The organism is Enterococcus sp. DIV0724b, assembly GCF_050531475.1.
GTDB classification, from domain to species: Bacteria; Bacillota; Bacilli; order Lactobacillales; family Enterococcaceae; genus Enterococcus_L; species Enterococcus_L haemoperoxidus.
Window position 1 is genome coordinate 628711 of record NZ_CP172890.1, and the last position, 12488, is coordinate 641198.

Annotated in this window: 14 protein-coding genes; 12 read left to right on the forward strand and 2 right to left on the reverse strand. The window is 36.2% G+C overall.

Going from position 1 to position 12488, the window contains the following annotated elements:
• Positions 1–11: 11 nt before the first annotated feature.
• The 5 genes from IGJ02_RS02935 to IGJ02_RS02955 all read left to right on the forward strand — a co-directional run bounded on the left by IGJ02_RS02935 (position 12) and on the right by IGJ02_RS02955 (position 4165).
• Positions 12–326, forward strand: a complete 315-nt coding sequence (locus tag IGJ02_RS02935; RefSeq protein WP_430603236.1) for an LPXTG cell wall anchor domain-containing protein — start codon at positions 12–14, stop codon at positions 324–326.
• A gap of 51 nt (positions 327–377) precedes the next feature.
• Positions 378–1265: a WxL domain-containing protein gene (locus IGJ02_RS02940; RefSeq protein ID WP_430603237.1), complete on the forward strand. Its 888-nt coding sequence runs from the start codon at positions 378–380 to the stop codon at positions 1263–1265.
• Between the two features lie 66 nt (positions 1266–1331).
• Positions 1332–2147, forward strand: coding sequence for a WxL domain-containing protein (locus IGJ02_RS02945; RefSeq protein WP_430603238.1), 816 nt, complete (start codon positions 1332–1334; stop codon positions 2145–2147).
• A 187-nt stretch (positions 2148–2334) separates the two neighbouring features.
• The gene (locus IGJ02_RS02950) at positions 2335–3537 is read left to right on the forward strand and encodes a DUF916 and DUF3324 domain-containing protein (RefSeq protein WP_430603239.1); all 1203 of its coding nucleotides are present in this window, start codon (positions 2335–2337) and stop codon (positions 3535–3537) included.
• Entirely contained in the window at positions 3467–4165 is a 699-nt protein-coding gene (locus IGJ02_RS02955; RefSeq protein ID WP_430603241.1) for a hypothetical protein, read from the forward strand. The genes IGJ02_RS02950 and IGJ02_RS02955 overlap by 71 nt, the downstream gene beginning before the upstream one ends.
• 171 nt (positions 4166–4336) lie before the next feature.
• Here IGJ02_RS02955 and IGJ02_RS02960 read toward each other — a convergent pair whose 3' ends face one another.
• Positions 4337–4453 carry an IS3 family transposase gene (locus IGJ02_RS02960; RefSeq protein WP_430603242.1) on the reverse strand — a complete coding sequence of 39 codons (117 nt, stop codon included), beginning with the start codon at positions 4451–4453 and terminating at the stop codon, positions 4337–4339.
• A 145-nt stretch (positions 4454–4598) separates the two neighbouring features.
• On the opposite strand from IGJ02_RS02960, the gene IGJ02_RS02965 reads away from it, so the two are divergent.
• From IGJ02_RS02965 to sapS, 3 genes are all read left to right on the forward strand, one after another.
• A complete protein-coding gene (locus IGJ02_RS02965) occupies positions 4599–4808 on the forward strand; it encodes a hypothetical protein (RefSeq protein WP_010760321.1) in 210 nt (69 codons plus the stop codon).
• A 138-nt stretch (positions 4809–4946) separates the two neighbouring features.
• On the forward strand, positions 4947–5621 hold the full coding sequence (sapR, locus tag IGJ02_RS02970) for a two-component system response regulator SapR (protein ID WP_010760322.1): 675 nt from the start codon (positions 4947–4949) through the stop codon (positions 5619–5621).
• 14 nt (positions 5622–5635) lie between these two features.
• Positions 5636–6661, forward strand: a complete 1026-nt coding sequence (gene sapS, locus IGJ02_RS02975) for a two-component system sensor histidine kinase SapS (protein WP_010760323.1) — start codon at positions 5636–5638, stop codon at positions 6659–6661.
• Positions 6662–6825: 164 nt separating this feature from the next.
• Here the strand turns inward: sapS and IGJ02_RS02980 are convergent, their stop codons facing one another.
• Positions 6826–7218, reverse strand: coding sequence for a hypothetical protein (locus tag IGJ02_RS02980; RefSeq protein WP_010760324.1), 393 nt, complete (start codon positions 7216–7218; stop codon positions 6826–6828).
• 199 nt (positions 7219–7417) lie between these two features.
• On the opposite strand from IGJ02_RS02980, the gene IGJ02_RS02985 reads away from it, so the two are divergent.
• The 4 genes from IGJ02_RS02985 (at position 7418) to IGJ02_RS03000 (ending at position 12467) form a co-directional block, all read left to right on the forward strand.
• On the forward strand, positions 7418–8281 hold the full coding sequence (locus IGJ02_RS02985; RefSeq protein ID WP_010760325.1) for a GRP family sugar transporter: 864 nt from the start codon (positions 7418–7420) through the stop codon (positions 8279–8281).
• Between the two features lie 83 nt (positions 8282–8364).
• Positions 8365–9753: an amino acid permease gene (locus tag IGJ02_RS02990; RefSeq protein WP_430603244.1), complete on the forward strand. Its 1389-nt coding sequence runs from the start codon at positions 8365–8367 to the stop codon at positions 9751–9753.
• A gap of 137 nt (positions 9754–9890) precedes the next feature.
• Positions 9891–11255, forward strand: a complete 1365-nt coding sequence (gene fumC / locus IGJ02_RS02995) for a class II fumarate hydratase (protein ID WP_430603245.1) — start codon at positions 9891–9893, stop codon at positions 11253–11255.
• A 33-nt stretch (positions 11256–11288) separates the two neighbouring features.
• Positions 11289–12467 (forward strand): NAD(P)-dependent malic enzyme, encoded by a 1179-nt coding sequence (locus tag IGJ02_RS03000; protein ID WP_430603246.1) that lies wholly within the window; start codon positions 11289–11291, stop codon positions 12465–12467.
• The last annotated feature ends 21 nt before the right edge of the window (positions 12468–12488 follow it).

Genomic DNA, 12488 nt, shown 5'->3' on the forward strand with positions numbered 1-12488 from the left:
GGGATCAAGAAATGAAAAAGAAAAAAATTTGTTTACTGTTCCTTCTGTTGATAAGTGTGTTTTTTGTAAACAATGTGACAGCGGTGGCTGCTCAACCAAATGGAAAAACAGGTGGGGAAATCGGGTTTATTGATGGAAATGAAGAAGTAGTGAAAGAATCTGAAAATCAGATAAATCAAGAAAAGCCCAAAAAGGAAAGTAGCGGACTATTACCAAAAACCGGGGAAGAACTTTTGAGATATCTAACCATTATTGGAATGATTTCATTGGCGGTAACAGCGGTTATTGTCTTAATAAAGAGGCGAAATAAACAGGGTTGCTCGTAGACAACACGTCTAGTTTAACAATAATAAAAAGAGAAGAAAGAGGAGTATAGAATGAAGAAAAAAATGTTAGCAAGTTTACTATTAAGCGCTATTGTTTTATCAGTTGGGGCGCAAGCGGCTTCTGCTGAAAACTTAGAAAGTAGCAAAACAACTGGGGATGTTACTTTCATTCATGGGGGAAAACCTGATGTAACGAAACCAGTAGAAGGTCCTAAAGAAGATGGACAAATTCTTGAAGAGGATTTAGATGAGGATAAGAATCCTATACCATTACCAAATAATGGTGGAATCTATGTCACCCATTTACCGAATTTCTCTTTTGGAGAGAATAATCAAACAAGTGTTAAAACGAAAGAATACCAAGCTTATACAGAAATGCGCAAATTGAAATCTGTTGAGGCAGGCAATCCAGATACTTTTTATATGCCTCATTCAGTTCAAGTAAGTGATGTTTCAGGGAATGAAAATGCTACTTGGAGTCTATCTGTTGTACAAGATACACCATTTGAATCAAAGGACAACTCAAAATTAACGAATACGCGTATCCGTATTTTTGGTAATACCTTTACTAACACACTGCATGATAGTGAAAAGTTAGCAGAGGGAATTACAGGTGTTGGACTAGAGAACGAGGATGTAACGAGTAGCAACTACTCTGCTATTCCAGTTGCTAATGCTGAGACGAACGAAGGAACACTAACTGTATTGAAGAATACAAAAAAGGGATTTACCAATGCTTCAACGACGTCAGCTGTTTTCAGTAATGGCTATTTAGAAGAAAATTATGGTCCAGAAAAAACGAATGTAGCAGAAGCTTATGATGGTGTAAAATTAAATGTTCCAGCGAGTGATCAAGCAAAAGCGAAAAAATATACAACACAATTAACTTGGACTTTAGCTGTAGAACCAGGAATAGCAGAATCAGCACCTACTGAGTAATAGCAAGCAGTTACAAACAAAAGGGGTATTTATTTTAAGGCGTTTTAAAATCAAGGAGGAAAAAAAATGAAAAAATCAATTATATATAGTGGAATTTGCGCAGTGGCATTAACTAGCTTATTTGCAACAGCTCAAATCGCATCAGCAGAAGTAAAATCCGTACAAACAGATGGTAAAGCAACGTTTAAAATACCAGAGGATACTGAGAATCCTGTCAAACCTGGAACAGATGAAGAGATCGTAATCGAGGGTGACAAAATAAACGTTCAAGGTGTGCAATTATTGCATGCACCAGCATTTGATTTTGGTACAAACGAGTTAAAAGCAAAAGGGGATGACTTAAATGTTGTCCATGAAGCATTTTCATACGCTGACAATAAAGAGGTTAAGTATGCTGTACCATTATTTGTCCAAGTTGGAGATTTTTCAGGAAAACGTGGAACAGATTGGAAAGTCTCTGTAACTCAAGATGCAACTTTCAAAGAAGCTGATGGCCATGAGTTGACTAATTCACGTATCCGTATTTTCAATCAATCGTTTACAAATAACTTAAATAATTCTAATGCTAGCAACATGGTGAATGGTATAACGATACCTGAAAATGGACATGCTGTGATTCCTGTAGCGGGTGATACTCCAGATTCACTAGGTGTATTTTCTTCGAAAATGCTAGATACAGATGAAGGAACGACGAATGGTTCGATTTCATCTGTTGTGTTCAAAAAAGCTTATGATGAAGCTAACTACGGTCCAAAGGCAACTGACGCACCAGCTTTAGATGCACGATATGATGACGTTCAATTAAATGTCCCAGCTTCAGATAAAGCACAAGCGAAAGCGTACGCAACAAAACTTACATGGTCTTTAACTGTAGAGCCGTAAAAGAGAAGAATAAATAAGAATTTAAGAGGGCTGTGGTGAAAGGGTAAAATGAGTTCACCACACCCTCTAAAAATGAATAAATAGTGGTGTAAAAGTAATTCATTGTAGGAATCAAGAATACAAAGAGTTGTCCCCTTTTACACCTATCCTTTTATTCGTAAATCAAGCAACTGAGAGGAAAGTAATCATGCAAAACGTAACTCAGAAAATACATACTTCTTTATTTAAGAAGAGCTTTTTTTTATTTAGTTTAATAACTATACTTTGTTTTTTTATTCCCGTGAATACCTATGCAGAAGGCGAAGAATCTAATTTATCTGTTAAAGCAGAATTACCAGATAATCAGCTGACAAAAGATGCGGGCTATTATGACTTAGAGGTAAAACCTGGTCAAACACAAGAATTGACGTTGAAAGTCTATAATATGGGTGATAAAGAAACGACAGCAAAAATCGAAATCAATCCTGCTTATACAGGGGCAAGTGGCTCGTTTGTCTATGCCTTGGATGCTTCAAAACGTGATGAAAGCATGACATTACCATTATCGGATATTGCTAAAACGGATGAATTTATAAGTATACCTGCTAAAAGTGAAGCAGACGTTAAGATTAATTTAACGATTCCGACAGAACCTTTTGAAGGGATTGTATATGGCGGTATTCGAGTAACAGATGCTGAAGGAGAGAAGGAAGGTAACTCAAAATCAGAAAAAGAAGATAGCGGCTTTAGCATAGCAAATAAGTATGCATATACGATTGCAATGAGAATACGTGAAAATGAGGAACTTCCAAAATCAGATCTAAAAGTAAAGAAGATCTTAGCATCACAAGTCGTTGGCAGAAATGCAGTAAAAGTTAATTTACAAAATCCTACACCGACAATTATTGATAAAGTAACATATGATGCAAAAATCATGAAAAAAGGCAGTTCTGACGTACTTCACGAACATAAGGTCAGTAATTATCGAGTAGCACCAAATACAAACTTTGACTATGCGATTTCATGGGATAACAAACCGTTCGAAGCAGGAAGTTATCAATTAGAAATGACTGCAAAATCAGAGGTCACGGGTCAAACTTGGAACTTTAAACAGAACTTTACGATCAGTGCGAAAGAAGCCAAAGAATTAAATGCAAAAGCTGTTGATTTAGAAAAAGATTATATGAAATATATCATTTATGGATCAATCGGGGCTGCTATTTTATTACTTTTGATCATTATTTTATTAGTTACTTTATCAAAAAAACGTAAGAAAAAACAACGTAGAAAAAAAGCTAAAGGCAAACGACCAGCTAATAAAAAAGGAAAGGAAGCAAGGAATGGATCAGGAAGGCAACCATCAGGAGCAAAAAGAAAACCAGCTGCACAATCTGGAAAACGAAAAAGATAGTCGTTTTGAAGAGCTAGAGTTATCTGAAGAATGTATGCTAGAACATGAGACGTACATGGATGATGAGTCAGTTGAAGAAATTATAGTTAGACCAGCAATGTTTTATGTTTTGCTTGGATTATTGATTATAGTGCTTATCGGAGTCGGAATCGGAAGTTATCTTTTCTACCCTTTTTCACCTAAAATCAGTGGAACTTGGGGCAATCCTGAACTTGGAATGAATTTATCAAGTGAAGGAAAATCATGGACAGCTAAAATAGAGAATTATCAGGGTGTCAAAGGCTATACATTTATTTATAAAGGGCAGTGGCAAGCAGCAGGTATCAATACCTATGAGGGGAAACAAACAAAAGTTCAAATTCTTTTAGATAAACAAAAGATTCCAGAAACGGAAATTTCTGCATTACAAAAAGAAAATCCTTTGTACAAAAAAATTACGGATGATAAAAAGATCCTACACATTGAATACACAGAATCAGGGATGAAAAAAATATTTGGTAAAAAGAATATTGATGATTATTTTCATTTCACATTGGAACCAATATCGTTTGAGAAGAGTAAGCAAGTCTTATATTTAAATCATGCTTATTTTTCATCTGAACGTCTTCCTTTTGTTTTTAATAAGTAAATGGATGGTTGCTAAAAATTAAGATAAGGTAAACGAAAAACTGAGAAACAGGGGACAGAACCCTATTGTTTTTTAGAGTCTAAATAACCAACTTAAAGCAATATTAAGCAATTTTAGTAGGCTGGACAAAGCTCATTGAGTTTTATCCAGTTTTTTTTGATTCTTTGTTAACTAATGTTGGTAAAGAAAATTCAAGGAATGAAATCGATGATGATTGTAATAATCAATATAATTTGTAACAGCTCGTTTTAATTCCTCAAGGCTAGAAAAACTACGACCATAATACATTTCTTGTAAAAAAATATTTTTGTTCTAGTCACTTTTCATTTTACCGATTCAGAAAATTTATAGATATTATTTCCTTTAAAAAAAAACTGTATTAGCGTAAAATGTAAGTGTATACAAAAATGAATGAGTTTGTGGGAGTGAAAAAATGTTAATAGAACTAGTTATAGTGCTGACAATTTTCACATATGGCAGTAATTTTATTTTATATCTGATTCTTAAGACAAAAGAAAAAATCCAAGGAATCGAAAAATTGTCAATATTTTTTGGTGTAAATATGACGATTTTACTTTTAGATGGAGTCTTTTTATTTATTGGAAAAGCGATATCAGATAATGGCGTTGCTGTTTTGGAGTGAAGTATGAAAGAGTGGGAAAACCGTTATTGGTTTTATTTCATTCTTTTTTTTCTGTTAAAAAGTCGGCTAAAAGTCCTATATGAATGACGCAGGTTTTCTGATAAGGTACAATAGAAAGAAACAACTGGAGGGCAAATAATGGCAAAAATCATGATTATAGAAGATGAAACAACGATTCGCGAGCTAATCAGCGAAGAATTGCAGAAATGGCAATTTGACACATTTGGAACGACTGACTTTAACGCTGTTTTAGAAGATTTTCAACGTGAAGATCCACAACTAGTTTTGTTGGATATCAATCTTCCCGTTTTTGATGGCTACTATTGGTGTCAGAAGATCCGTGAGATTTCTAAAATTCCGATTATTTTTATTTCCAGCCGGAATACAAATATGGATATGATCATGGCTATGAATATGGGCGCTGATGATTTTGTCACGAAGCCATTTCAAATTGATGTACTGATCGCAAAAATCAATGCCTTGTTACGTCGTTCATATAATTATTCTGAAGTGGGCAGTGAGATTATGTCCCACAATGGAATTACGTTAAACGTTGATAACGGCAGTATGGAAATCAATGGCGAAGTGATCGACTTAAGTAAAAATGAATATCGCTTATTGTATATCTTGATCAAGAAACACGGTAAAATTTTAACGAGAGAAAAATTATTGCGTGCCTTGTGGGAAGATGAGCGCTTTGTAGATGATAATACATTGACTGTGAACATCAATCGTTTGAGAAAAAAAATCGAGCAGGCAGGCCTGGAAGGATATATTGAGACAAAAGTGGGACAAGGTTACATCGTACCATAGGATAGGAGAAGAAAATGACAATTGGTAAGTATTTAAAAGATCATTGGCTTCTGCTGATTGGCTGGCTATTTTTTATAGGAGTGACTTGTTTTATTTTGTGGCTATCTCCAGATATGGTTGTGAATCCATCGGTCATTGGTTATTTGGTATTATTGCAAGGATTATTTTTACTCCTTTTTTTAACAATTGATTATTCCTTGAAAAAACGTTGGTGGTGCTCTTTGGATATTTCAGAGCATCCCCCTTCATTGGAGCATTATTTGGGAGAAGCTTCAAAGTCAGAAGAGCTATTAGTCCAAAATTATATCAACGGTTTACTAGTAGAGCACCAGCAAGTTATGCAACAAGCAATCAATAATCAACAGGATCAAAAAGATTATATCGATTCATGGGTCCACGAAATTAAAGTACCACTTGCTGCCGTGAATTTGATTTTACAATCGATTGAAGATGATATTCCAGAAAAGAAATATTATTTAGTCGAAAATGAGTTAAGTAAAATCGATGAGTATGTTGAACAAGTTCTTTATTACGCTAGATTGGATAGTTTTTCTAGAGACTATTTGATTCAGGAATATTCACTAAAAGAAATTGTACAATCGGTGATTCGTACACAAGGCAATTATTTTATTCAAAAGAATTTACGCTTTTCTATAGAAGGAAACGATCAAATGATCTTAACTGATGCCAAGTGGGTTGCTTTTATATTTAAACAATTGGTCAGTAATGCAATTAAGTATACACCTGCTGGCGGTGAGATCATCGTCACCTTTTCACGTACTAAAGAAGGAGCTTGGTTGTCGTTGAAAGATACAGGAATTGGTGTTCCTAAAGAAGATCAACGCCGTATTTTTGACAAAGGCTTTACAGGAGAAAACGGACGGACAAGTGAACAGCATTCAACTGGTTTAGGGCTATATTTAGCGAAAAGCCTTGCGGACAAGCTAGGACATCAATTAACGGTGGAATCAGTTGAAGGAGAAGGCACGACGATGAAACTGTTGTTTCCGTTTTTGAGTTATTTTAATGAGAGAAGATAAAAATAGTGTTGAGAAATAGTTGATTTATTTCTCAACACTATTTTTACTGTTTAGTAAGGTGAATGGTTACTTTTCTTTGAAGATCTATTTTTTCGATTTTGATTTGTTCAGCTTCTACCAAACAAATAAATTCTTTGAAAAAGCGTGAAACAAAGGAGCGAATTCTACTTAACTTTTTTTAATGTTATTGGAGGTGATTCACCAACAAGATTCTCATCGGAATTGGAAGAAAAGTAAAACTCCAACCTATTTTTTTCAATTACATGAAATGAGTAAATGAAACTTTTGTCATTAGATTTTAAAATAAGTTCTTTATTAGTATATTCAGTAGCAATGAGATTGCTACTTTCTGGAAAATCAAAATTTTTAAAAGCCAGATTAAATAAATGTTCCTTGTTTTCTGTTATAGTAACTTTTTGTTTAGAAGTGTCTGCTGTTTCCCAAGTTCCAACAAATATGGACTGATTACTTGAGGTAGTTTTATCTTTAGATTGTCTACAACTCACCAAGAAGGTTAACAGAACTATGCTGACAAAAAAGTAGGATATAAATTTCAACTCAATTCTCCATTTCTTTTTATTTGTACATTTAGCTAAATAAGATATACATAAATCGTAACAGCAAACGATATGATTTCAATCATTTATCCAAAGAAAAATGAGAGAAATTCTATTAAAATTTTTCCTATCTTATAGTTGTATAGCAAACGCTTTTATTGTTAGACTAAATGTATCATATTTTTGATAGGAGCATATTATGGAGATATTAGTGGCGTTGATTCCAATGTTTGCCTGGGGCAGTATTGGTCTTGTTAGTGGTAAAATGGGTGGTAGTGCAAATCAGCAGACACTCGGCATGACCATTGGCGCTTTGTTCTTTTCGGTAATGGTATTTTTTGTTGTTCAACCGATGATTAATAGCCAAATGATTGTGATCGGTATTTTATCAGGTTTATTCTGGAGTGTTGGACAAAATCAGCAATTTCACGGCATGAAATATTTAGGCGTATCTGTAGGATTGCCTGTTTCAACTGGAATGCAGCTGACGGTTAATACGATTGCTGGTGCTGTGTTTTTTCATGAATGGAAAGGCAGCAGAGATTTTCTTTTAGGATTTGTTGCGCTTGGTTTACTGGTGTTGGGTGCTTATTTGACAGCTCGACAGGATGATGATAGTGGTGTGAAAACGACCAATAAAATGTTTGATTTTAATAAGGGATTGCGTGCATTGGTCGTTTCAACGATCGGTTATGGGGCGTATACAATTATTATCAATGCGGCTGGGCTTGATCCGATGGGGATCATTTTACCACAAAGTATTGGTATGGTGATTGGTGCTAGTTTCTTTGCATTTAAAAAGGTTAAACTGGACCGTTATGTTTGGCGAAATATGAGTTGCGGACTGTTATGGGGCTTAGGGAATATTTGTATGTTGCTAACGATGCGTCAAATTGGTTTAGCAATCAGTTTCTCCTTGTCGCAAATGGGAATCATCATCTCAACTTTAGGTGGAATCTACTTACTTGGTGAACGCAAGTCTAAAAAAGAAATGAGATATGTGATAATTGGTTGCCTATTCGTCATTTTAGGTGGTATCCTTTTAGGGTATATGAAAGCGTAAATGTCCTATTTACGCTTATTTTTATAAGGAAATTTTGCAATTATGAAAACGAGAAAATGGATTGATTTATTGGAGGAAAAGAAATGTCGATGTTTCGGAAAAAAGAGCTGACGGCAGTATCAAGTGAGCCAAGTTCGATGAAAAAGGATTTAAAAACAATGGATCTGATCATGCTTGGGATCGGTGCGATTGTTGGAACTGGAATTTTTGTTGTGACAGGTGTTGCAGCAGAACAATATGCAGGTCCTGCACTGTCACTTTCGTTTTTAGTTGCGGCAGGAGCAATTGTTTTAGCAGGATTATGCTATGCAGAGTTTGCCTCAAGAATCCCAGCAATTGGTGGTCCCTATGCGTATATGTATGTGGTTTTTGGAGAATTAGTTGCTTGGATGACAGGTTGGTTAGTGATCTGTGAATTCTTTTTAGCAGTTTCGTCTGTGGCATCAGGCTGGTCTGGTTATGTGCATGGATTTTTGAATAGTCTTGGGGTTGATTTACCAAAAGCGTTAAGCGGGGCGTATAATCCAGACAATGGTACATATGTTGATTTGATTGCAATGCTAGTTCTTTTAGCTGTTATGTTTTGGGTCTCTTTAGAAGCCAAAACTGCTTTACGCTTAAATAACGTGATGGTTTTTGTAAAGTTTGGGATCATTGCGCTCTTTTTAGTTGTCGGTATTTTTTATGTTAAACCAGACAATTGGCAGCCATTTATGCCATTTGGTTTTTCTGGTGTTGTCAGTGGTGCAGCGGTTGTTTTCTTTGCTTTTTTAGGGTTTGATGCGGTTAGTATGACAGCTGAAGAAGTGAAAAATCCACAAAAGGATATCCCGAAAGGAATCATTGGTTCGATTATCATAGCTACTGTCTTATATGTGATCGTAACATTGATTTTAACAGGAATCGTACCGTTTGATGCACTTGGTGTGAAAGATCCAGTAGCGTTTGCGATGCGTTTTGTGCAACGTGATGGTGTGGCGGGAGTGATTTCTGTTGGAGCGATTTTAACGCTGTTAACCGTAACAATTTCAATGATGTACAGTTTAGCTAGAATCATTTATGCGATCAGTAAAGATGGATTGTTGCCGAAATTTATGAGTAAGATCGATGAAAAAAATCGCACACCGAAAAATGCAACGTATGTAGCAGGTGTTTGTACAATGATTTTTGCAGGCCTCGTTCCGATGGAGCTTTTGGCTGAGTTGACAAATATTGTGACGTTGATGTACTTGATCGTGATGGCGATTGGTATTATTCGCCTGAGAAAAGTAGCTGGCGATCCTAAACCTGGGGAATTTAAAATTCCATTTGTTCCGTTTGTTCCCATTTTGCTTGTCATTGTTAGTATTGGTTTGATGTTGCAATTACAAGCGGCAACTTGGAAGGCTTTCGCAATAGCATTGGTGTTAGGTTTTGTTATTTATTTTGCGTATGGATATAAACATAGTAACGAAGGTAAAATCAAAAATTAAAGAAAGAAATCAGTGATCGTAACGGTTACTGATTTTTTTCTGTTGTTTCTTCACAAAAAAAAGAATTTCACTGTAAATCGTGTTTCGTTTACAGTATAGTGATAGTAACTAGAGAAGAAAAGAGGAGTAGTGAAAGAATGTCATATCGTATCGAACATGATTCTATGGGAGAGATTCAAGTGCCAGAAACGGCACTTTGGGGTGCTCAAACTGAGCGTAGCCGCAAAAACTTTAATATCGGTATAGAAAAAATGCCCAAGGCACTTATTCAGGCATTAGCATTGGTAAAAAAGAATGCAGCTAAAGCAAATGAAGCAACTGGAAAATTAGAAACAACAACTAGCCAAGCGATTCAACAAGCAGCAGATAAAATTATTAAAGGGACAGTAGACGAACATTTTCCTTTATCTTTATGGCAAACAGGCAGCGGCACACAAACGAATATGAATGTTAATGAAGTTATTGCTCATTTAGCGGCTCAATCAGGTGTGACAGTTCATCCAAATGATCATGTCAATATGTCTCAAAGCTCAAATGATGTTTTTCCAACGGCGATTCATATAGCCGGAGTTAACTTAGTTCAACAGCAGCTATTCCCAGTGATCAAGCAAATGATTCAAACGCTAAAAAAACTTGAAGCTGAAAATGAAAAAATTATAAAAATCGGCCGAACGCATTTGCAAGATGCAACACCGGTGACTTTTTCTCAAGAAATCAGCGGCTGGCGCTCTGGTTTAGAACATAGTTATCGAATGTTGGCGTTGACTTTGGATGAGCTAAAGCAACTAGCAATAGGAGGCACTGCTGTAGGAACTGGGCTGAATGCCTCGAAAGAATATGTTGCATTATTCTTTAAGTACTTGAATGAGGAGACCAACAATCAATTTTCAGAAGATCCAAATAAATTCCACGGATTAGCCAGCAAAGATGCTGTCGTTTTTACCTCAGGAGCATTAAAGGCACTTGCCGCCAATGTCATGAAAATGGCCAATGATATTCGTTGGATGGCAAGTGGTCCAAGAAGTGGGTTAGGAGAGATTACGCTTCCGGCCAACGAACCAGGTAGCTCGATCATGCCTGGTAAAATCAATCCAACGCAATGTGAAGCATTGACCATGATTGCGATTCAAGTCATGGGAAATGATACAACGATTGGAATCGGTGCTTCGCAGGGGAATTTTGAATTGAATGTCTATATGCCAGTAATGGCATATAATTTGATCCAAAGTATTGAATTATTAACGGATGGGTTACGTTCTTTTGATCAAAACTGTTTGGTTGGGATCAAGGCAGATCAGGAAAAAATGAATCAATATGTGGAACAATCTTTGATGCTTATAACAGCATTAAACGGACATATCGGTTACGATAATGGGGCCAAGATTGCTAAAAAAGCCTTTGAAGAAAATATAACGCTAAAACAAGCAGCTTTGACTTTAGGTCTAGTGACCGAAGAAGAATACGACAGTTGGGTCAAACCTGAGCAAATGTTAGGCAAATAAACGTGGTTAAGTTAGAAAGGGATGGAAAAAAACATGACAGATATTTATGAAAAAGCCTTAAAAGCACACGCACAATGGCGTGGGAAAATCGATATTCATTCAAAAGTTGAGGTAAAAACAAAAGAGGATTTGTCGTTAGCTTACACACCAGGAGTGGCTGAACCATGTAGAAAAATCCATAAAAATCCAAATTCAGTTTATGACTACACTTGGAAAGGAAATACTGTTGCAGTCGTAACAGATGGCACAGCAGTTCTTGGTTTAGGGGACATTGGTCCAAAAGCTGCTTTACCCGTTATGGAAGGCAAAGCGTTATTGTTTAAAGAATTTGCTGGAATAGATGCGATCCCAATTTGTTTAGATACAAAAGACCCTAAAGAAATCATCAACATTATCAAAGCGATGGCCCCCACATTTGGCGGGATCAATTTAGAAGATATTTCTGCTCCTCGCTGTGTAGAAATCGAACGTGCTTTGATCGAAGAATTGGATATTCCTGTGTTTCATGACGATCAACACGGAACAGCGATTGTAACGATCGCAGCGTTGATCAATGCATTGAAAATTGTGAATAAAAAAGTTGATGAAATCAAAGTTGTTGTGTCAGGAACCGGTGCTGCCGGTAGTGCAATCATCAAAATGCTGCATTATTTTGGTGTGAAAAATATCTTGGCATTCAATATTGATGGAGTATTGTCTAAAACGATGGAAAGACCAATGAATTTTTTAGAAAAAGAAATTGTAGAGATTACAAATCCTGAAAACTTCAATGGTTCTTTAGAAGAAGCAATGATAGGAGCGGATGTTTTTATAGGCGTTTCCGCACCGAAACTAGTTTCAAAAGAAATGGTTGCTTCAATGAATACCGGAGCTATCGTGTTTCCAATGGCTAATCCGGAATCAGAAATCGATTATCAAGATGCACTCGATGCAGGCGCAGTAGTGGTTGGAACGGGTCGTTCGGATCATCCCAATCAGATCAATAACGTTTTAGCTTTTCCTGGTTTGTTTAAAGGAGCTTTTATCGCTGAGGCTACGAAAATTACTGAAAACATGAAACTAGCAGCAGCAAAAGCAATTGCCGAAATTATTCCAGACTCAGAGCTTACCAGTGAGTATATTATTCCGTCGTCTTTCAACAAAGAGTTAGTGGATGTCATCATTCGAGAAGTCGCCGAAGCGGCCGTACAAGATGGTGTTATTCGAGCTTAAACGAAAGGGTAATTCGACGTT